The sequence below is a fragment of the Streptomyces daqingensis genome, from assembly GCF_014645895.1.
Taxonomy (GTDB): domain Bacteria; phylum Actinomycetota; class Actinomycetes; order Streptomycetales; family Streptomycetaceae; genus Streptomyces; species Streptomyces daqingensis.
In genome coordinates this window covers 227,670-248,050 of record NZ_BMMP01000007.1, presented here as the reverse complement: position 1 = coordinate 248,050, position 20,381 = coordinate 227,670, and the positions used below count along the sequence as shown (strand labels likewise).

Annotated in this window: 19 protein-coding genes and 1 pseudogene; 11 read left to right on the top strand and 9 right to left on the bottom strand. The window is 71.8% G+C overall.

The window, feature by feature from the left end; translation table 11 throughout:
- The first annotated feature begins 134 nt into the window (after positions 1-134).
- Complete coding sequence (gene thiC, locus IEY56_RS12770) at positions 135-1,982, top strand: phosphomethylpyrimidine synthase ThiC (protein ID WP_189037260.1); 1,848 nt, start codon at positions 135-137, stop codon at positions 1,980-1,982.
- A 148-nt stretch (positions 1,983-2,130) separates the two neighbouring features.
- Here thiC and IEY56_RS12765 read toward each other — a convergent pair whose 3' ends face one another.
- On the bottom strand, positions 2,131-2,451 hold the full coding sequence (locus tag IEY56_RS12765) for a hypothetical protein (RefSeq protein WP_189037259.1): 321 nt from the start codon (positions 2,449-2,451) through the stop codon (positions 2,131-2,133).
- A 203-nt stretch (positions 2,452-2,654) separates the two neighbouring features.
- Between IEY56_RS12765 and IEY56_RS12760 the strand changes: the two genes are divergently transcribed.
- From IEY56_RS12760 to IEY56_RS12750, 4 genes and pseudogenes are all read left to right on the top strand, one after another.
- Positions 2,655-3,728 (top strand): peptidoglycan-binding protein, encoded by a 1,074-nt coding sequence (locus IEY56_RS12760; protein WP_189037258.1) that lies wholly within the window; start codon positions 2,655-2,657, stop codon positions 3,726-3,728.
- A 73-nt stretch (positions 3,729-3,801) separates the two neighbouring features.
- A pseudogene (locus IEY56_RS29070) lies at positions 3,802-3,897 on the top strand (hypothetical protein); the annotation flags it as partial.
- A 36-nt stretch (positions 3,898-3,933) separates the two neighbouring features.
- Positions 3,934-4,059 (top strand): hypothetical protein, encoded by a 126-nt coding sequence (locus IEY56_RS28835; protein ID WP_268241326.1) that lies wholly within the window; start codon positions 3,934-3,936, stop codon positions 4,057-4,059.
- 367 nt (positions 4,060-4,426) lie between these two features.
- The gene (locus IEY56_RS12750) at positions 4,427-4,951 is read left to right on the top strand and encodes an NUDIX domain-containing protein (protein WP_189037257.1); all 525 of its coding nucleotides are present in this window, start codon (positions 4,427-4,429) and stop codon (positions 4,949-4,951) included.
- Between the two features lie 90 nt (positions 4,952-5,041).
- On the opposite strand, the gene IEY56_RS28425 is transcribed toward IEY56_RS12750, so the two are convergent.
- The 3 genes from IEY56_RS28425 to IEY56_RS12735 form a co-directional block, all read right to left on the bottom strand.
- Positions 5,042-6,673, bottom strand: a complete 1,632-nt coding sequence (locus IEY56_RS28425) for a pyridoxamine 5'-phosphate oxidase family protein (RefSeq protein WP_229711832.1) — start codon at positions 6,671-6,673, stop codon at positions 5,042-5,044.
- 164 nt (positions 6,674-6,837) lie between these two features.
- Positions 6,838-8,589 carry a globin domain-containing protein gene (locus tag IEY56_RS12740; RefSeq protein ID WP_189037256.1) on the bottom strand — a complete coding sequence of 584 codons (1,752 nt, stop codon included), beginning with the start codon at positions 8,587-8,589 and terminating at the stop codon, positions 6,838-6,840.
- Between the two features lie 196 nt (positions 8,590-8,785).
- On the bottom strand, positions 8,786-9,535 hold the full coding sequence (locus IEY56_RS12735) for an HAD family hydrolase (RefSeq protein ID WP_189037255.1): 750 nt from the start codon (positions 9,533-9,535) through the stop codon (positions 8,786-8,788).
- Positions 9,536-9,567: 32 nt separating this feature from the next.
- On the opposite strand from IEY56_RS12735, the gene IEY56_RS12730 reads away from it, so the two are divergent.
- From IEY56_RS12730 to IEY56_RS12715, 4 genes are all read left to right on the top strand, one after another.
- Positions 9,568-10,023, top strand: a complete 456-nt coding sequence (locus IEY56_RS12730) for a hypothetical protein (protein ID WP_189037254.1) — start codon at positions 9,568-9,570, stop codon at positions 10,021-10,023.
- A 155-nt stretch (positions 10,024-10,178) separates the two neighbouring features.
- The gene (locus IEY56_RS12725) at positions 10,179-10,628 is read left to right on the top strand and encodes a MarR family winged helix-turn-helix transcriptional regulator (protein WP_189037253.1); all 450 of its coding nucleotides are present in this window, start codon (positions 10,179-10,181) and stop codon (positions 10,626-10,628) included.
- Positions 10,629-10,755: 127 nt separating this feature from the next.
- Positions 10,756-11,256, top strand: coding sequence for a GNAT family N-acetyltransferase (locus tag IEY56_RS12720; protein ID WP_189037252.1), 501 nt, complete (start codon positions 10,756-10,758; stop codon positions 11,254-11,256).
- Positions 11,257-11,446: 190 nt separating this feature from the next.
- Positions 11,447-12,553 carry a restriction endonuclease gene (locus tag IEY56_RS12715; protein WP_189037251.1) on the top strand — a complete coding sequence of 369 codons (1,107 nt, stop codon included), beginning with the start codon at positions 11,447-11,449 and terminating at the stop codon, positions 12,551-12,553.
- Between the two features lie 46 nt (positions 12,554-12,599).
- Here the strand turns inward: IEY56_RS12715 and IEY56_RS12710 are convergent, their stop codons facing one another.
- A complete protein-coding gene (locus IEY56_RS12710) occupies positions 12,600-13,106 on the bottom strand; it encodes a winged helix-turn-helix transcriptional regulator (protein ID WP_189037250.1) in 507 nt (168 codons plus the stop codon).
- A gap of 107 nt (positions 13,107-13,213) precedes the next feature.
- Here IEY56_RS12710 and IEY56_RS12705 point away from each other — a divergent pair, with 107 nt between their 5' ends.
- Positions 13,214-13,573: a DUF1304 domain-containing protein gene (locus IEY56_RS12705; RefSeq protein WP_189037249.1), complete on the top strand. Its 360-nt coding sequence runs from the start codon at positions 13,214-13,216 to the stop codon at positions 13,571-13,573.
- A 40-nt stretch (positions 13,574-13,613) separates the two neighbouring features.
- Here the strand turns inward: IEY56_RS12705 and IEY56_RS12700 are convergent, their stop codons facing one another.
- A complete protein-coding gene (locus IEY56_RS12700; RefSeq protein WP_189037248.1) occupies positions 13,614-14,135 on the bottom strand; it encodes a type 1 periplasmic-binding domain-containing protein in 522 nt (173 codons plus the stop codon).
- 454 nt (positions 14,136-14,589) lie between these two features.
- Between IEY56_RS12700 and IEY56_RS12695 the strand changes: the two genes are divergently transcribed.
- Positions 14,590-15,228, top strand: coding sequence for an HAD family hydrolase (locus IEY56_RS12695; protein ID WP_189037247.1), 639 nt, complete (start codon positions 14,590-14,592; stop codon positions 15,226-15,228).
- Between the two features lie 84 nt (positions 15,229-15,312).
- On the opposite strand, the gene IEY56_RS12690 is transcribed toward IEY56_RS12695, so the two are convergent.
- From IEY56_RS12690 to IEY56_RS12680, 3 genes are read right to left on the bottom strand one after another with little or no spacing between them, the layout of a single operon-like run.
- Positions 15,313-16,767, bottom strand: coding sequence for an MFS transporter (locus IEY56_RS12690; RefSeq protein WP_189037246.1), 1,455 nt, complete (start codon positions 16,765-16,767; stop codon positions 15,313-15,315).
- Complete coding sequence (locus tag IEY56_RS12685; RefSeq protein ID WP_189037245.1) at positions 16,764-18,776, bottom strand: PEP/pyruvate-binding domain-containing protein; 2,013 nt, start codon at positions 18,774-18,776, stop codon at positions 16,764-16,766. Before IEY56_RS12685 ends, IEY56_RS12690 begins: the two co-directional genes overlap by 4 nt.
- Positions 18,773-20,287, bottom strand: coding sequence for an ATP-grasp domain-containing protein (locus tag IEY56_RS12680; RefSeq protein ID WP_229711831.1), 1,515 nt, complete (start codon positions 20,285-20,287; stop codon positions 18,773-18,775). The genes IEY56_RS12685 and IEY56_RS12680 overlap by 4 nt, the downstream gene beginning before the upstream one ends.
- Between the last annotated feature and the right edge of the window lie 94 nt (positions 20,288-20,381).

Below are 20,381 nucleotides of genomic sequence, written 5' to 3'. Positions count from 1 at the left end.
TTGCACATCGCGGGAGCTCCGAGCACGGGGCTGAGAGGGCGCTGACTTCCGTACGGCAGTTCGCCGGAGACGGAGACGGCTGCGCCGACCGCCGAACCTGTTACCGGGTAATGCCGGCGTAGGGAGTTGGTCGCATGACCATGCAGGATGCACACACGCCTTCGTCCGCCGCGTCCGGGTCCACCGGACTCGGCCGGCACAAGGGCTACTTGAGCGGTTCGCGCCCCGACCTGCGGGTCCCGGTCCGCCGCGTGCACCTCACCGACGGCAAGGACGTCACGCTCTACGACACGTCCGGGCCGTACACCGATCCCGCCATCGAAACCGACGTGCGCCGCGGCCTGCCCCCGCTGCGCCAGAACTGGATCATCGAACGAGACGACACGGAGGAGTACGCGGGCCGTGAACTGCGGCCCGAGGACGACGGAATCAGGCACACCACTCCACGGGGCGGCGCCGTCCCGCGCGGCCGCGTCGGCGACGGAGGCGCACATGCCGGGCTCGACGGACTCGACGCCGTCTTCCCCGGCCGCGCCCGCAGGCCCCGCCGGGCTCGGTCCGGCGGCCAGGAGGCCGTCTCCCAACTCGCCTACGCCAAGCGCGGCCTGGTGACGCCGGAGATGGAGTACGCGGCGATCCGCGAGAAGCGCACCCCAGAGTTCGTACGCGACGAGATCGCCGCGGGCCGTGCCGTCCTGCCCGCCAACGTCAACCATCCGGAGACCGAGCCGATGGTCATCGGCAGGAACTTCCTCGTGAAGGTCAACGCCAACATCGGCAACTCGGCCGTGACTTCGTCCATCGAGGAGGAAGTGGAGAAGATGACGTGGGCGACCCGGTGGGGCGCCGACACGGTCATGGACCTCTCCACCGGCCGCAACATCCACACCACCCGCGAGTGGGTGCTGCGCAACTCCCCCGTCCCCATCGGCACGGTGCCGCTCTACCAGGCGCTGGAGAAGGTGAACGGCAAGGCGGAGGAGCTGACATGGGACGTCTACAGGGACACCGTCGTCGAGCAGTGCGAACAGGGCGTCGACTACATGACGGTGCACGCCGGGGTGCTGCTGCGCTACGTCCCGCTGACGGCACGCCGCAGGACCGGGATCGTCTCGCGCGGCGGGTCGATCATGGCCGCGTGGTGCCTGGCGCACCACGAGGAGAGCTTCCTCTACACGCACTTCTCCGAGCTGTGCGAGATCCTGCGCTCCTACGACGTCACCTTCTCCCTCGGTGACGGGCTGCGTCCCGGATGCGTCGCCGACGCCAACGACGCAGCGCAGATGGCCGAGTTGGAGACGCTGGGAGAGCTCAACCGCATCGCCAGGCGGCACGACGTGCAGACGATGGTCGAGGGCCCGGGCCACGTGCCCATGCACAAGATCAAGGAGAACATCGACCGCCAGCAAGAGGTCTGCGACGAGGCGCCGTTCTACACCCTCGGCCCGCTCACCACGGACGTGGCCCCCGGCTACGACCACATCACCAGCGGCATCGGCGCCGCCATGATCGGCTGGTGGGGCACCGCGATGCTCTGCTACGTCACGCCCAAGGAGCATCTGGGTCTGCCCGACCGGGACGACGTGAAGACCGGTGTGATCACGTACAAGATCGCGGCCCACGCGGCGGACGTCGCCAAGGGCCATCCCGGTGCCCAGGACTGGGACGACGCTCTCTCCGACGCGCGTTTCGAGTTCCGCTGGGAGGACCAGTTCAACCTGGCCCTCGATCCGGACACCGCCCGGTCGTTCCACGACGAGACGCTGCCCGCGGAGGGGGCGAAGGTCGCCCACTTCTGCTCGATGTGCGGGCCGAAATTCTGCTCGATGAGGATCAGCCGCGACATCAACGAGCGGTTCGGCCCGGACGGCGGCGAGGAGAGCCCTCTCGGACAGGAGGAGATCGAGGCGGGCATGCTCGCCAAGTCCCGTGAGTTCGCGGAAGGCGGCAACCGCGTCTATCTGCCCCTGACCGAGCGCTGACGGAAGCCGGATGAGAGACCGGCCGCCCCGTGTCGACGAGCGGGGCGGCCGGTCTTACGGCATGGCGGTCAGGGCGGATCAGGGCCGCGCTCCGAATCGCATGCGCGCAGCGCCGGCGGCTGTATTTTCAGGGGCTGTCGGACAGGCTTCAGCAGGCCTTGATGCCCCGTACGCCCGCCCATCCCGCGATGATGCGCTCATTGGAGACCGTCTTTCCGGCGGGAATGGTGAGGCAGGGCCCGTCGGTGGTTCCGGCGATGTCCAGCTTCCGCTTCACCGCCTTGTTGTGGCAGTTGCGGATGTCGTAGTAGACGACCTTCAGGGGCCCGCCCGGAACGTCGCCCACCGTGTAGCTGAGTCCGCAGGGCGCCGCGGCCATCGCCTCCGACGTGCCGGCGACGACCATTCCCGATGCCAGTACCCCGACGGCCGCGGTGGAGACGGCAAACCGCTTGAGAATCCTCTTCACAATGCACTCCTTTTCCCCTGGACCCACGGCCAGGAATTCGATGAAGTCTGGTGCCCGTGCCAGAGGAACGTCTCAGCCGCGGATACCGGAACGCCAGGAGTCCGGACGCTTTCGGAGAACTTCGGATATCCTCGGACACCGGTTCCGGCCCGTGGCAGGCGAGGTTCCGATTCGCAGAGGCCAATTCGTTCAAGTGGGTGCAGATGGTCGACGACAATGACGAACCGGACGCGCACGAGGTCCGGGCGGCCTTCTTCCGTGACATCCGGGCGCTGCGGGCCGGCGCCGGGAATCCCTCATTCCGCAAGATCGGCAAAGACGCGCACTGCAGCCACGACACCGCCCACCGGCTGATCGAGCAGGAAGTGCTCGTCAAGCAGGTCAACGCGGTGGACATCGCCGCGGCCCTGGGCGGCGACAGGCAGGAGTGGGCGGCCAGGTGGGCCGAGGCGAAGACGGCCGAGAAGCGGATCGGGGAGAAGAAGCCCGGGGAGCGGAGGCCCGGAGCGGCGGCGGCAGCCACGGGGACGGCAGCGGCCACGACCACGGCGCCGGCGCGAGAGCCGGCCGCCTTAGCGGCCGGCCCACCGCCCGCGTCCGAACCGTCCGCGGACGCGTCCGTCCTGCACCGGTTCCGGCGTCCGCTGATCGCGGCAGCCGCCGTCGTGACCGTCGTGTCCGCTGTCGCCGCCGGAATCGGCCTCACGAGCGACGGCGGACGGGAAGAGGGGGCCCGCCCGCTCTTCGCGGACACCTGCGAGGGGCCGGTGAACCTCGGCCGCCAGAACGACAAGTGCGTACGGGAGGTCCAGCTCCTGCTCAAGCGGGCGGGCGGCGAACTGGCCGTGGACGACTCGTTCGGACCCGAGACGCTGAGACGCGTCATCGCATTCCAGGTACTGGCCGGAATAACGCCGAACGGAGTCGTGGACGACACGACGAAGAGGGCACTCTACGAAGAAAGAACGCGGCTCAGAAGCTGGCCCGAGGACCGCGTCGAAAAGCGAATTCGCGAAGTGTTCAAGGAAGCACCGGACCGCGCGGTGGCAATAGCCCGCTGCCAGTCGAATCTGGACCCCCTGTACATCCTCTCCAACAACAACGGAACCCGCAACTGGGGAGTTTTCCAGCTTTACGAGTCCCGCGTCGAGCAGATGGGCGGAACACCGCGCAAGGCGCTGGACCCGGAATGGAACATCAAAGCCGCGCACCGCATGTGGAAGAAACACGGCGACTTCCGCGACTGGCAGTGCGACAAGTTCGAGAAGACACCGTAGCGGTAGGCGGGGGCGGCGCGGGGCGGCCGGAGGGCGGACGGACCGGAGGCTCGCCGGGGTCGCCGCCGGGCGCCTGCAAACCCTCACCGCACGCACAGCGCGCATCAGCGGGCTCGCCGTCTCGCCCGGCGGCACCTTCGTGGCGACGGCTGGCTGGGACCACACCGTGCGGCTGTGGGACCCCGTCCGAGGAGAGTGCGCGGCCATGATGCGCTCCGACGACGACCACGGATGCTGCGCGTGGACGCCTTCGGGGGACGCGCTCGCGGTGGCGTGGAAGCGCGGCGTGTACTTCTTCGACGTCAACCACGGTCAGGGGGCGGGCTCTTGAGCGGGGCCGCCATGCGTATCCGCTGCTGCGCGTCTCCCGACGGCCGGAGCGTGCGGCGCCACGCATCACGCGTAAGCCCAGGCACCCGCGCCCCGTACGCGACAGGCGGTTCGAGGCTCCCCCCTCATGCCTCGAACCGCCCGGTTCACGGTTCAACGCGCGAAGAACCGTTCAAAACCAGATTAGTTGACTCTGCGTCGATGTCCAGTGACTGTCGCGACATTATCGATATAGCTCCGTGGAGATTTTCGCCACCGTTCCGCATCCGCAGGGGGACCGGGTCCGCGCCGCCGCGGCGGACACGGCGTACGACGGGCGTCTCGGCGGAGGGAGTTTGACGCGTCCCGCCGCGGGCCAGACCTCATCCATGGCCCATGAACGTCACGTGGTCAAACGCACCGCCCGCGCGGTCCTGCTCGACTGCGGCGGCACCGGTTCCGCCGGAGGCCCTGCTCCGGCCGCTCCGCACCTCGTCCTCATCAAACGCACCAAACCGGGGCTGGAGCCGTACTGGATCACGCCGGGGGGCGGCGTCGAACCAGGGGTCGACCGCACCGTCGTCGACGCGCTGCACCGCGAGGTGGACGAGGAACTCGGCGGCAAGGTCACCGACGTGGTTCCCGCCTTCGTCGACACGGTGCCCCACACCACGGAGAGCGGCGAGAGCGGCGTGAAGGTGCAGCACTTCTTCGTCTGCCGGCTGGTGTCCATGGACCTCTCCCGCAGGCACGGCCCCGAAGTGGACGAGCCGAGCGGCGAGTACGACATCGTGCGGGTGCCGTTCACCCGCGAAGGCGTCACCTCCGTCGACGTCGTCCCGCCGGCGCTCCGCTCCTACCTGGAACGGAACATCGAGGGCGTACTGGCGCTGCTGGCACCCGACCTGGGGTGAACGGTCCACGGCCGGCAGGCAGTTCCGGCCGCGGGCCGCACGTCCGCCGGACGCTCCGGCCGGGGGCGGGCCCTCCGGCCGGGCGGACCGTCAGCCGAACCAGCCCTGGAACGAGTTCTGTCCGCTCACCGCACCGCGCCGCTGCGCCTCGGCCAGCGCCGCCTCGGCCTCCTGCCGCCAGGCGTGCGGGTCGGCACCGCGCCCCGCCGCGGCCGCCCCCCGCGCGGCGATCGCTCCGGACGCCCCGTCGGCAGCAGTCGGCGCGCCCTGCGCCGGGGACGAGGTCGCCGCGAAACCGGCGGAGAGCGACGAAGGCCAGTCCGTACTCCCCGAGTACACCGAGGCGTCCTGCTGGGAACCGGCGGCGCGCTGGGCCGGGGGCGCGTTCAGCAGCCGCGGTGGCGGCGGCATCTCGGGAAGCTGCCAGGCCGATTCGCGGTCGCTCCCGAACAGATCCGTACCGGAGCTGCTCGCTGTCACGGACTCCGTGGCGGACGACGTGCTTCCGGAGGCGGTCCCGGACGGGGAACCGGTCACGGCAGCCGCGCCGGCCCCGGTTTCCGGCACGACCGGGTGCGCTGCCGCCGTCCCCGTGGTGTCCGCGGTGCCCGTGGTGTCAGCCAGGGACACGGGTTCGGGCACGCTTCCCGCCCCGGGCGACGTGCTTCCCGCCCCGGCCGGCTCCGCGTCCGGCGCCCCGGCCCCGTACACCGGCGCATGGGACACACGGGCCCCGGACCCGTGGGCCTGCGCCCCCTGGCCCCCGGGCTCGTAGGCCTCTTCCCGCCCGTAGCCCGGCAGTTCGTCGTACGGGGACGGCGGCGTCTGCTGCTGCTGCCCGCGTGACGCCGCGTACCCCTGCGCGGTCTGCATCGCCGGGACCTGCTCGCGCTCGCGCCCTTTGGCGCCCCCGCGTCCGGTTCCGTGTGCGGTCCCGCGCTCCCGCGCGTCGCGTGCGGCGCCGAAGAAGTCGCCGCCCTTGCGCTTGTAGTCGTCCGTGCCCCACTCACGAGCGGTGCGCTTCGGGGCGCGCTGCAGCTGGGGGATGTGCTTCGCGCAGTGGATGTAGGCCTCTTCGACCTCCACCCGCACCCACAACTGCGCCTTGCGCCCGGGCACCGGGTCCGCGGGCAGCTCCGGGTGCGACATGCGGATCTCCGCGTCGCTGAGCACGCTGGCGCGGCCGTTGACGTGCAGCCCGATCCTGGCGCGGGTGAAGTCGATCAGCATGATGCCGAGGTGCGGGTTCTCCTCGATGTTCCCGAGGCTGGCGTGCACGCCGTTGCCCCGGTACTCCGGGTACACCAGGGTGCGTTCGTCCAGCACGTGGAGGAATCCGGGCGGCCCGGCACGGAAGCTGCTGTCGCACTCGCCGTGACGGTCCGACGTCGCGAGGAAGAACATCTCCTGGCGCTGCACGAACTCGCGCATCCGCTCGTTGAGATGGTCCAGCACCTGCTCGTCGTAGAAGCGCTCCGCCCGGTCGGTGGTGCCCATCCGGCGCTGCAGCACGCGCTCACCGTCGCTGCCGGGGCGCGACGGTCCGCCGAAGAACCCGTGCTCCTCGCCGACGGCACTGTGCTCTTCGCGCGCGCCGCTTCCGGAGGCCGTTCGGTCGTGGCGGTCACGGCGCTCGAACCAGTGCGCTTCCGACTTCTCGTTCTCGTGCTGCGCACGCGCGTTCTGGCCATCCCGAGGATGTGCCGCATCAGCCTCTGCCACGCCGCTGACCCCTTCCCCTTCCTCTGCCAACTGCTCTGCTGCGCACGGAGCCCCCCGTGCCGTCCTGCTGTCGCTGTTGTGCTTGCCGTATGCGGTTGTGCGGTTCTGGCCGCCACGGGCGCGGTGGTGTGCGTACGTCCCGCGCGCCGCGCTCCCGGACGCCGCTATTCGCTCCCGACGTTCAGCTCCGCCACCGCGTCGTGCCGTATCCGGTGGGCCGGCACGCCCGCCTCGACGAGGGCGTCCAGGCCGCTGCGGATCATGCCGGGCGGGCCCGACAGGTAGCCGACGTACGAGTTCCAGGGGCCGTACTGCCTGACGGCGTCCGGCAGTTGACCGGACAGGACCTGCGCACGGCCCGCCCCCGGCCCGTTGACGACCACCGGCCGCACCGACAGCCAGTCGTGCCGCTCCTCCAGGCGCAGCATCGTCTCCAGGTCGTAGAGGTCGTGATCGCTGCGCGCTCCGTAGAAGACCTCCACGGGCCGTCTGCGGCCCTGCTGCACGACATCCTCCACCATCGCTTTGATGGGGGCGATCCCCGTGCCGCCGCCGAGACACAGCAGACCGTCGTCCGTGGAGTGGTCCACGGTCATGCCGCCCGCGGGAGGGCCGAGCCGCAGCACGTCGCCGGGACGGGCGCGGTGGACGAGCGCGTTGGAGACCCATCCCGTCGGTACGGCCTTCACGTGGAAGGTGAGCAGGCCGTCCGAGCGGGGCGAGGAGGCGAACGAGTAGTGCCGCCAGACCCTCGGCCACCAGGGCGTCTCGACGCTCGTGAACTGGCCCGCGAGGAACGGGTACGGCTGGTCGGTGCGCAGGGTGATCACCGCGATGTCGGAGGTGCGCAGCTCGTGCGAGACGACCTGCGCGTTCCACCATGCCGGGGCGCGCATCTCGTCCTCGGCCGCGGCGTCGATCATGATCTGCGAGATCAGCGTGTACGCGCGGACCCAGGCGTCCTCGGTCTCCTGGCTCCAGGTGCCGGGCGCGTACTGGGCGAGCGCGCCCAGCAGGCACTCGCCGACCGCCGGGTAGTGCTCGGGGCGGGTGCCGTACTTGCGGTGCCCGCGGCCCAGTCCGGAGAGGTAGCGGGTGAGGACGTCGGGGTCCTCGGCGAGGCGCACGGCGGTCAGCAGCGCGCGGAAGAGCCGGTCGCGCTGGGTGTCCATGGAGGCCGGGAAGAGCTCGCGCAGCTCGGGGTGCTCGACGAACAGCAGGGCGTAGAAGTACGCGGTCGCCGCGTCCGCTACGGGCTCCACCTCTTGCATGGTGCGGCGGATGAGCATCGCGTCACGCGACTCGACGGGGTCGGCGTCCGGCGCGGGCGGCGGGGCGGGTGCGCTCTCCGGCGCGGGCCCACGGCGCGCGCCCGGGTCGGGGTGCCGGCGGGCCAGTTCCAGGCCGGCGTCGACGGTCGGGACGTCGAGCGTGGGCACGTCGATCGCGGGCGCCGGACGGTCCCCACCGCTTCCGCCGAAGGCGTCGAACTCGTCGAGGCCCCCGCCGTCGGTGGCGCCCGGCTGTCCGGTCGCCCCGGCGAGCCGGGTGCGCAGCGCGCCGGGACCGGCGTTCGCCGCGACCGGGCTCAGGGACTGCCGCCCGGATTCGCGAGGGGGCTGTTCGCGAGGGGCCTGTTCACGGCCGGCGCCTTCGCGTCCCGCCTGCTCGCGTACGGCCTGTTCCCGGGAGGCCCATGCGTCGGTGGCCCGCCCCGCCGCGTTGCTCTCCACACTGTCCCGGGCGCGCGTCGCCCCGGTCTCTTCCTCCTGGTGCCAGGTGGTCCCTTGTTCGGCGGTCGGGCTTCCGGCCTGCGGCTGCGGCCGGCTGAACCAGCCCCAGTCGTCGTCTTCTCTGCCGTCGCCTCTTCCGCCGTCCCCCGCGGACGGACCGTTGCCGGCCGATGTGGTCGTCATGGTCTGCCTCGCCTCGAACTCTTACAGACAATCTGCGCAGTCACGCATTTCGCACGTTTCGGTGATTCGACCCCCGGGGCACCGGCAGCGGTTTGACGTACCGCACGATGCGGACTCGACCATACCGTTGTCACTTCGTCGCACAAGTCCCGTGAACAGCCCGGGCGAATCACGTGACGGGCACCACTGACAGGAATTACGGACGCGTGCCGACAAGTCCGTATGCCTCCCGGAGGTCACGCCCCCGGTACTCGTACGACGAGAGACCCCGCAGGTGGCGGTCCGCGTTCACCGCGACCGACGTCGGCACCCTGGCGAACAGCTCCGCGTCGGACATCGAATCGCCGTACGCGACGCACTCATTTCTCGATACACCGAATTGCGCGCAAAGTTCGTCCGCTATCCGTACCTTCGCCGCCGCGGAGAGAATCCCCGCCGGATTCACGGGCTCCCGAAAGGGGATCGAGGGCCACCGCGATCCGTACGTCGCATCGGCGCCCGTACGGGCGGACCCGGCGTCCGCGTCCGGGGAGGCGGAGGCGCCGCGCGGGGACGGAGGGGCCTGCCGCAGCAGGCGACTGACGAAGAAGTCCGGCGAGAGCGAGATGACGGCGCAGTGCTCACCGCGTGCCCGGATGTCCTCCCACACCTCGCGGATGCCCGCCAGCCACGGCGCCTGCAGGAAGGCCCTGCCCACGTGCTCGTCCGTCAGCTCCGACCACAGCTCGCACGCGCGCGCTGCGAACTGCGGAGGCGTCAGCGCCCCGGCCGAGAACGCGGACTCCAGTTCGCGGATCTCGGTGTCCAGACCCAGCTGGCGCGCGATCTCGACGGCCGCCGACGAACCGTGGATCAACGTCCCGTCCAGGTCGAACAGGTGGAGCCGGGGGCGGCGCGGCGCCTGCCCGGCGCCGGGCTGCGAGGACGCGAGCGGAGAAGGAACCATGGGCCGATCGTAGAAGCGGCCCTGGAAGCGCCGTGGGGGCGGGCGCCTACTCGCCGCCGGGCAGCGGCGGTTACTCCGGCCGTCAGACGTGGAGAGCACCACGGCGGCACCACGTCGGACATGCCGCGACTGCCGCAGCTCACGCGCCCCCGCGGAAAGCCTTCCTCGTCACCCACGTCACCGTCTCGGCGGGCCGGCTCGGCACCTCGCTGTGCCTGCTCGCACCGGCCCTCGCGAGCGTCCGCAATCCGGACGCGTTCGCGGAGGTCTCCGTCTCTTCTGTGGGGACTGGCCTGGTGTCGATGGGTTACGCCGAGTTCTGGCTGACGCTCGCCGCCGACGCGCTGGCGGCCCTCTCCCTCAGGCCGGGCCGGGCGGACGCCGCCTCCACGGTCTTCTCCGGCGGCAGCCCTCCCCGGCCGGGGTGCCGGGACGGTGTTTGCAGGCGCCGCATACGGGTGCGAGCTGGAAATTTCGCCCTGCACTAACCTGTGGAATACCGAGCGGCGCCCCCTGTCCGCGGTGCCGCCGGACCCGCCGAGAGGCAGACGCGCGCCGAGGGAGCACGGCCCGCCCCGAGACGGGGCAGGGGCCGCTCGACGAGGCACGGTCCGTACGTACCGCAAGAGGAAGTGAGGGCGCCATGTCGCGACCGGATCCCGTCCCCGCCAAGGGCTGGTGCGCGCTGTCCGCACTGCACGGGCGGATCGAGGCCCGGATCGAACGCGCGCTCCAGGCGGAACACGGCCTCAGCGTCCGGGAGTTCTCCGTCCTCGACGTGCTCAGCGAGCAACACGACGGAGACGGCGGTCACTTCCGCATGACGCAGCTGTCCGACGCCGTCGTCCTCAGCCAGAGCGCCACCACGCGTCTCGTCAACAGGCTCGAGGAGCGCGGCCTGCTCACCCGCTACCTCTGCCCGACAGACAGACGCGGCATCTATACGAACGTCACCAAGGCGGGCCACGCCCTTCTCGAAACCGCTCGCCCCACGCACGACGCGGCTCTCCGCGACGCGCTCGACGCGGCGGAGCAGCGTCCCGAACTGGCGCCCCTCGTAAGCGCGGTGCGGGCACTGGAACCCGCGGGCTGACGGACGCCGGCCGGCCGCGGGCCGCGCGGAGCTGCGAAGTCACGTCAGGCAGGGTGCGCTGCGGCACGGATGCGCACGTTGCCAACGAGTCCGACCTCTGGCCAAAACCGAGACGTAAGCTGCGGACATGACCACCGGCACTCCGTCATCCACACCGCCCTCCCCGTCACCGGCGGACTCGCCCGTGACGATGCGCCGGGCGACCGCCGACGACGTTCCTGCCATCGTCTCCATGCTCGCCGACGACCCCCTCGGCGCACGCCGCGAGAGCCCGGACGAACCCGAGACGTACCGGGCCGCGTTCGAGCGCATCGACGCCGACCCCAACCAGTACCTCGTCGTCGCCGAACGCGGCAGCCGCACCGTCGGCACCCTGCAGCTCACGGTCATTCCGGGGCTGTCGCGGCGTGGTGCCAGCCGCGCCCTGATCGAAGCCGTCCGCGTCCACTCGGACGACCGCGGCACGGGATTGGGCAGCCAGATCATCGAATGGGCCGTCGCGGAGTCGCGACGGCTGGGGTGCTCCCTCGTCCAGCTCACCTCGGACGCCACCCGCATCGAGGCTCACCGCTTCTACGAGCGGCTCGGATTCGAGGCGTCCCACCTGGGCTTCAAGATGCAGCTCTGAGTGCCGGGCTACGGGGGCGCTCGCGGTAGAGGTGTGCGCCGGCCCGCTCAACCCCGCGCCGATTCGCAAGCATGCACGCTTTTCGAGCGTGCCTTCCCCTGGCGCGGCCTCGTTGATCCTCACGGGGGTGGCGTCAGCGGGGACGCCTGCCCCGGAACCGGGTGCGTGCCCGGTGGGAGGGGGATCCGTCGTGGTGCACGAAGGCGCATTGCTCGAATCGCAGACGCTGCGCGCGTCCGTAGCGGAGCGCACCGAAGCGCTCGACAAGGTGAAGGCGCTGTCGCTGCTGCCGGACGGCGTGCATGTGACGACGCGGATGGTGGCGCGGTACTTCGAGGTCTCGGAGCACGCTGTGGGCAAACTCGTGCAGCGCCACCGTGAGGAGCTGACCGGCAACGGCTTCCGGACGCTGCGAGGCTCTGACCTGCGCATTTTTGAAAAGGACAACTTGTCTTTTTGCTCCGAGAGTTATCCACAGGGCCGTGCGCACCTCGCGCTCTTCACCCGTCGCGCCGTGCTCAACGTCGCGATGCTGCTGCGCGACAGCGACGTGGCGCGGCGGGTGCGCACGTACCTGCTCGACACGGAGCAGGCCACGCGAGCGGAGAGCCCGGGCGCGCCTGTGGACGACGCAGTCGTCCACAGTCTCATCGAGTGGCTCGACCAGCGGATCGCGGCGTGCGTCGCCGAGCAGGGGGTGCCGCACGCCGCGCGGGAGGGCCGGGTACGCGAGATCGCGGAGGAGGCGGTGCGCGGCGTCGTCGGCAGGACTGTCGTACCGCTGCTGAACCAGGTGATGCACGCGCACGGGGAGCTGCGGCGCAGGCTCGCGGAGAACGAGGCGGAGACGGTCCGGCTCAGGCGCGTGGTCCGCGAGAACGGAGCGGCCGGTTCGATGGCGGCGCTGGACGCCATGGACTCGCGGGAGTTCGGACGTCATGTCGCCTGGCTCTGCCGGCGTGACGGCTGCGCGGAGTTGACCGTCGCACGCGGGGAGAGCGGAGGCGGGGGCTACGGAGACGGCTTCGCCGACATGCTCGGGCACGCAGCGGACGGACGCCGCCTCGTCGTCCGGTGCCGGACGCGCCACTCCGGGGCACACATCACCAGTGGCGACGTGCTGGCTTTCGCCGGCGTCGCGAAGCTCGAGTACGAGGCCGACGTCGCGCTGCTCGTCGCGTCAGCGCCCTTCACCCGCGACGCCCTGCTGGTGGCCGCCCGGCACGAGGTGACCGCCGTCCACCGCGGCCTGCTGGAGGCATGGAACAAGGGAGCGAGACTGCGCGTGCTGGGATGAGCCGGCCCCGCAGCCAGGGCCTCGACCGGAACCAGGAACCGGAGCCTCACCCGGCACCCGGGCCGGGACCGGTCTCGGAACCCGGGCCGGGATCGGAACCCGTTTCCGAGCCCGAGCCGGAGCCGGGCATCGTGACGCCGCCTGCCCCGGCCTGTTCGCCGCACGAGCCGCATACGATCCCCGCGTCCAGCGGACCGCCGCAGTCGTGGGTGAAGACCGTCGGGTCGGTGGGCGCGCCGGGCACCCATCGCATGCCCCACCGCATGAGGCCCAGCATCGCGGGTGCGAGCTCCCGGCCTGCCCGCGTCAGGTGGTATTCGTCGCGGGGCGGCCGCTCGGAGTAGCGCACGCGCCGCAGCACCCCGCCGTCGACCAGTGTGCGCAGCCGCGCGGCGAGCACGTCACGCGGGGCACCGGTGTTGCGGACGATGCCGTCGAAGCGGTGGACGCCGTAGAACACCTCGCGCAGCGCGAGCAGCGACCACTTCTCCCCGACGACGTTCAGCGCCGAGGCCAGCGAGCAGTCGCGCGGGTTCACCTCTCTCCTGGCCATGGCGGCAATCTAGCCGAGAGATGGTTGGAAAAACAAACCAAAGTGCGCTAGCGTCCCGGCCGTTCAGTTGGTCGTGAAATCCAACTCACCACTTCCGGGAGACCTCCGTGCACACCGCCGCCCTGCTGCTCGTCAGCGTCATAGCCGCGCTCCACCTCTACTTCCTGGTCCTGGAGATGTTCCTGTGGCGCACTCCTCGCGGGCGGCGCACCTTCGGCACGACTGAGGAGTTCGCCGACGCCTCCGCGGTGCTCGCCGCCAACCAGGGCCTCTACAACGGCTTCCTGGCGGCGGGGCTCGTCTGGGGGCTCCTCGCCCCGGACCCCACGGGCCCCCAGGTGCAGGTCTTCTTCCTCTGCTGCGTGCTCGCCGCCGGCCTCTACGGCTCCCTGACGGTCAACCGCCGCATCCTCTACGTCCAGGCGCTGCCCGCCGCCGCGGCGCTGGCGCTCCTGCTCGCGGCCTGAGGGCCGCACCACCCCGAACCCCCGCGACCGCCCGCGGGGGTCACGGCGTGATCGCCGCCTCGAAGCGGTACTTCCCGCCGCTGCCGCCCCCCTCCGGCGGCCGGTTCAGCTCCACCAGCGCCAGCGGGCGCCCGACCGGTTCGCCCGTGTCCGGGTCGAAGGCGGTCTCGCCGCTCACCCCGCGCACCCGCAGCTTGCCGTTCGTCTGCTCCAGCATGGCCAGCACCATGCGCGGCGTCACGGCCCGCGTCCCGTACACGCGTACAGCGGTGCGGGCGGCCTTGCCGATGGTGAGCGTCGCGTCGTGCCCGAGCATCGCCTGGCCGCTGTCGAGGGCGGAGACGGGTTCGCCGGCCTCGCGCCGGTACGCCTTCTCGAAGTCCGCGAACGGGCCGCCGCCCTTGCCGTACACCTTCTCCGCGATCTCGGGATGGGTGTACGCCGTGTAGTACACCCGCAGTCCGCTGTGCGCCCAGCGGCTGCGCAGCTTCTCCAGGGCGGCGCCGGGCTTCCTGTCCTTGAGGTCGAAGCAGACGCCCAGGGTGCTCGATCCGGAGACCAAAGGTGGTGCGGCAGCGGCGCCCTCCCTCGCCCGCGGCCTCTATGAACCGCCGCAGGTCCCGGCCCCGGGACGCGAAGAAGACGAAATCGGGCGGACTGCCGCACAGACCCTGTCGGCCGCGTTTCATCCCGCTCCTCCGGCCCCGTGTCGCGTTCCGGCGCAGTCGCCGGCCGCTGATTCAAGGATGCTCCAACTTGCCCTGAAGGGAAGGGGTTTGACGCTCTCTGGGGACCGCCGGTGGTTGCGCGGGCGGCGGGACGGCCGGAGCGGGGCGTCAGACGCCCGGGCCGAGTGGTGGGCGCCGTTCGGGGGTATGGCCGGAGGGAGCGGTGGCAGGAAGAGCCTTCTTCCAGGCGCATGAGGGGACTTGGCGGGCACTCCGCCCTCCTTGTGTGTCATGCCCCGGACATTCGCGCATCCCCGCGATGCGCCGAGGAGAAAGGCGCCGAACGCCATGAACAGACCCGCCTTCCGCGGCATCTTCCGTACGAGCATCGCGCTGCTGGGCGCGGCGGCGGCGTCCGCAGCGATGACCACCGCGGCGAGTGCGGCCGTGCCGGCGGAGGGTGCGCACGGCGCCGCAGCCGGGATCCAGGCGGACGCGGACGCCGAACGCGGCTGCGCTGTCGTCTACTTCGACCTGGGCGAGACCCTCGTGCACACCGCCGAGGACTCCACCACCGGCTACATGCCGGGCGCGGCCGCCTACCTGCGCGAGTTGCGGGAACGGAACATCGAGGTCGGGCTGATCACCAACGTGCCTTCCTCCTGGGGCGAGACGGACGCCGAACGTGCCGCCGCGCTCAAGAAGGAGGTCGACTCGACCTGGAAGGGCTCCGCGCCGTTCGCCTGGGAGGACTTCGGCGACCGGATCCTCACCCCCCGCACCGAGGCGGAGCGCAAGCCGGCGCCCGCGCTGTGGGAGCGCGCCAAGGAGAACGCGAACGGCTGCCGCCTCGTCTACGAGGCCGAGACCGCCGAGGAGACGGAAGTCGCCGCCTCGCTCGGCTACTTCGCCTACCAGACCGGGTTGCCCTCCCGCCCCGCCTACCTGCCGGCCCGCGTGATCGAACTCCTCGCGCACGGCTCCTGACGCGACACGGCGGCCCCGGACACGCGAAGCGCGGACGAACACCGCTGCGCGCCCGTCCCGTTGCGGGACGGGCGCGCGGCCGTCCTACACGCCGGCGTTGCGGTGCGCGTCCGCTGCCGTCGGGGCCGCTGGAGCAGCCGGGTCGGCCGCGGGAGCCGGGGCCGCCTGAGTGCCGGGGACGGTGCCTCCGTCCGGCTCCCGGGCGGCGGCCGCCCGCGGCCCGCCGTCGGAAACACGCAGCAACACGTCGCTGCGCAGGACCAGTTGGAAGACGCCGAGCAGCACCGCGGTCGCCAGGGCGCTGTGCCAGAGCAGGGCGTCCAGGCGTCCGGCTGAGAGGTAGGCGCCCACGGCGACGGCGGCCAGTGCGCACACCCCGCGGTCCACGATCGACTCGACGGACAGCACCGTGGCCCGGGGAGCGTGGGCGGGAACGGCGTCGTTGACCAGCTTGCGCTGCACCGGATAGGCGAAGCCGGCCGCGGCCGCGAACAGGCAGAGCAGGACGACCACCGTCCAGGGCCCGCCGAGTGTGATGCCCGCCAGCGTGACCGCGAGGGCGATGCTGAGGACGGACACCCAGGCCACCGGCGTCAGACGGCGCCCCAGCCACTGGGGGCGCGCCGAACCCACGGCCTCCGCCACCGTCATGGCGGCGAGGATCCCGCCGTGCGACGCCTCGGCGATGCCGTGGTCGAGCAGGATCGGCTGGAAGAGGTTGACCTGGCAGATCCGGGAGAGCGTGAAGACCGCGACCCCCTGCACCATCACCAGCGCCAGCCACGGCGACGACGCGATGCACCGCAGCGCGGCCCGGGCGTCGCCCAGCGAGGTGCTGCGGCCGCGGCCGCCCGTCCCGGAAGCCTTCCCGGCCGACGGCCTCCCCTTCCGGCCGGACGGAGACGTTCCGGCCTCCGCCGGCGGGCCCGCGAGCCGGGGCAGGGCGACGGCGCAGGCCAGGGAGCCCGCCGCGCTCACGGCGCTCAGGACGTACGGAGCGGGATGGGCGAGAGCCATCAGCGGCCCGACCAGCGGCCAGCACAGGACCTTCGCGGCGAGTCCGAGCGCCCGCGCCGTGCCCTCCGCCTTCAGATAGTGCTCGTCGCACCGTTCGGCGCGCAGCCCGTCGTACAGGTAGGCGCTGGCCGCACCCGAAGTGAGCGAGCGGCCGGCCGCGATGGCGAGGAAGTGGACGAGGAACCCGGTGTAGGAGGCGCTGAACACCGGCGCGAGGTTCGCCGCCGTCATCACGACGGCGCCCGCACGCAGGCAGTTGCGGGTGCCGATGCGGTCGGCGATCAGCCCCGTCGGGATCTCGAAGAGGCAGAAGGCGACGTAGTAGATGCTCTGGATGCCGAAGATCTGCCCGTCGGAGAGTCCGGCGTCCTTCTGGTACGCGTAGAAGACCGGCATCCACCACAGCAGGTTGAACAGCAGCTGGAAGCCGTAGTTGAGCCGGACGATGCGGCGGGCGGTGGCCGTCAGCGGAGTGGCCGCGGGCCGCGCGGAGGAGCGCGGGCGCGGGGGACGGCCGCTCACAGCGCGTACGGGCGGATCTGGACCAGCCGGAAGTCGCCCTCGCCGGTCAGCAGCCACTCGATGTCCAGCGGCTCGTCCACGTCGGGTGCGCTGAAGTGGGACTGCAGCAGCCGCCCCGTCAGCGACAGGTCCGCGAGCCGGGCCCGCGTGGCGGCGGGCAGTCCCTCGCTCCACGTGCCGAGGGCGACGGTGCGTCCGCCTCCCTCGACGGTGTTGTACAGGTACTGCTGCGGCAGGACCGCACCCTCGACGACCTGCTCGGGCGAGCCGGGCGAGCAGTTGAGGTAGACGTTGCGGAAGTCCTCGCGCCGGGTCGGGTCGCAGGTCACCATCACACCGCCGAGCGCCGCGGGCACGTACGCCTGGACGATCACACCCATGTACGTGTCGTCCAGGCTGATCCCCACCTGATGGCGGAGGCGCACACTGCGCGGCGAGAGCAGCGACGCCCACACCTGCCGTACGGCGTCGGGCAGTTCACCGGCGTCGCGGACCGTGGTGACGGAGTCGTAGAGCCCGGCGGCGGAGAACCCGGGCAGGTCCTCGGCGTTGGAGGAGGAGCGCACGACGAGTCGGTCGCCGTCCGCGAGCGGTGCGGGGAAGGCGCGGGCGATCTCCCCGGCGACCGAGTCGGGCATCGGCGTGTGCCGGACGAGGTGCTGGAGCTGGAGGCAGAGCGAGTCGATCACGTCGTCCGCGCCGAGTTCGAGCGCCATCTTCAGCTTGCCGATGCCCTGCTGGAGAGCCGGGGACGAGGTGAGGAAGCGGTGCTGCAGGGAGAAGGGCAGAGCCACCCCGTCGGGCGCCTCGACCGTGTCCGCCACGAACGACGTGGCGGCCGCCCGGAGTTCCTCGGCGGAGGGCGAGCGCAGGCCGAGCCGGGCCGCGAGATGCCCGTACAGGTCCTCCCGCGGCGGGCGCGGGCGCCCGTAGAACGCGGTGAGGTCGGCGGAGCGGCTGTCGAGGACGTGGTGCAGCTCCCCGAGGTTTGCGGCCTTCGTGCCGTAGCGGTCCCGGTCCGCGCTGCGCAGCCGGTGCAGGGAGAGCACGGGCGAGTCCTCCAGCAGCGGCGGCTCCAGCCGGATGCGCTGCTGGTGCCAGGCCGGGGCCCGCAATTCGGGAGCCTCGTCCAGCCGCTCCAGCGTGACCTCGTCCTCGCGTACCCGGTAGCGGACCCAGGCGCCGTCCAGTCCGTCCTCCTCGACGAGCCCGTCCAGGTCGCGGACGATCGCGTTGGGTATGCCCCAGCCCGTCGCGAGCACGTTGGTGTGGGAGAGCGGCGTGATGGGCGCGGTGTTGACGAATCCGGCCACGCGCTGCACGTCGTCCGGCAGGCAGGGCATGGCGACGATGTCGGACCAGCCGAGTCCCGCGGCCGCCGCCTCGTACTCCTCCACCGTCCGGAAGCAGCGCAGCCGGCCCGTGGCGTCCCCGGTGTTGAGGGGCGTCCTGGTCCGGTTGCCGAAGAGCTCGTGGCTGAGGACGCGCGGGACCCGCTGCTCGCTCACCCCGGCCAGCTCCTCCTCCTGGCCGTGGTTCGCGGGCTTGAGCCGGAGCGGCAGCCTGCCGTCGACGCGCTCGCGTACGAAGTCGTAGAAGAACTCGAGCAGTTCCCCGTGCATGGTGTCGGCCTCGGTGGTCTCCAGCACCAGGAACGTACGCTCGCGGCCCTCTTCCCCCGGCTCGGTGTGCAGGGACAGCACTCCGAGCAGGAAGCGGCGTCCGGGGTCCATGTAGACGGAGGCGTTGAACTCGTCGAGGGACGCGTCGAGTTCGGCGAGGTCCATGCCGAGGACGCGCGTCGCTATGTAGTTGACGTGGAAGGGGTGCGCGGCCGTGTCGAGCAGGTGCCAGGTGTTCTCGGCGCGGTCGACGACGACCTTGAGGTAGGGGTGCCCGGCCAGGACGCCGGAGAGCGTGCGGAACAGCGGCAGCGACAGGTTCTCGCCGACGACCGTGCGGTCGGTCAGGGGTTCCGGAGCTCCGGTGGAGAGCGTGGCGGTGCTCATGCGGGGACCTCCTCGGGAGCGGCGGGGGCGGGCTTCCGCACGGCGGGCACGGTGAGCACGGGCTTCTGCACCGCGGGCGCGGCCTTCTGCGCAGCGGCCACGGGCTTGTGCACCGCGGGCGCGGCGAGCGCGGTCTTCGCAGCGGCCGACGGCACCGGCGCGGCAGGCGGCAGCACCGAGGGCAGGGCGTCCACCAGAGTCGTGAAGTCGCGGATCACCGTGCGCGCGTCGGCCGCGGACAGCAGGCACAGTGCCGCCATCGTGTTCGCTCCGCCGTCGGGGTCGTAGACCGGCACCTCCGCTCCGTCCGGCAGCGAACTCTCCGGTACCACCGAGAGGTCGCTGCCCTCGCTCAGTGCGACGGCCTCCTTCACCGCCGGGAAGTCCCAGACCCTGCGGTCGCGCCAGGCGGCACCGTCGCCGTCCACCGCGAGGACGACGAGGGACCCCGCCGCGCCCCGTGCCTGCTCCGGCCCGAGGGCCCGCTCGGGCCAGGCGACCGGACGGCCCAGCAGGTGGTCCACGAGCATCCCGACGAGGTCGAGCCGGAAGACCTCCTCGATCTGCGGGACGGTCATCGCCCCGCCGAACCGTGCGGCCGTCTCGATCAGCCACATGCGCCCGCCCGCACCGAGCTTGATCTCGGTGTGGGTGCCGCAGTCGCGCAACCCGAGAGCGTCGACTGCCTGACGGGCGAGGTCCACGACCCGGTCCTGGAGCCCGGCGGGAAGCAACGCGGGCGTGATGCTGGCGCGTTCGGTGAACGGCTCCACCGTGGGCATCCGGCCGCTGACGCAGACCGGGTGGAAGACGCCGTCCGCCACCACGCCCTCGACGCTGACGTAGTCGCCCCAGCCGGGCTCGTCGAACCACTCCCCGGCATCGCCGGTCACGATCTGCTCGACCACGAAGTGCGCGTCCGCCTCGGCGACATGGAGTTCGGCGAAGCCCAACCGGGCGGAGGCGGCCATCACTTCTCGCGAGCGCCGCCACGCCGCCTCGGCCTCGCCGGGAGAGCCGATGATCTGGTGGGCGGTGGAGCCCGCGCTCCAGGCGGCCTTCAGCAGCATGGGGACGGGCAGGGCGTCCGCGGCCTCGTGGAGATCCGTCCGCGTCGCGACGGGGCGGAACTCCGGCTGCGGCAGGCCGTGCCGGCGCCAGGTCTCCCGCATCATCCGCTTGTCGCGGGCGAGCGCGGCGGCACTCCCCGCCCCCGCGAGGCCGAGCGCGTCGCAGGCCTCGGCGACGGCCACGACCGCGTACTCGGAGAACGTGAGCACGGCGCCGGCGCCGACGTCCCCGGCTCGCCGGACGATCAGCGAGACCAAGTCGCGCCGCTCCTCCTCCGCGGGAACCGTGACGGAGGCGCACAGGTTCGCGGCGTGGGAGGCCACGGCCGCCGGCAGCTCGCTGAGCGCCAGCAGATGCACCTCCGCTCTCGCAGCCGTACGGGACAGAACGTGACCGATCGGCGGACCGCCCTTGGCGTGCACCAACAGCACCGTGCTCACTGAAGTTCGACTCCCCTCGCTTCGTCCTGTCCGGGTCGCGGGCGATCGCCCGGCCGGCTGCCTGCCGCCCGCCCTCCGCGCGTCCGGGCCCGGC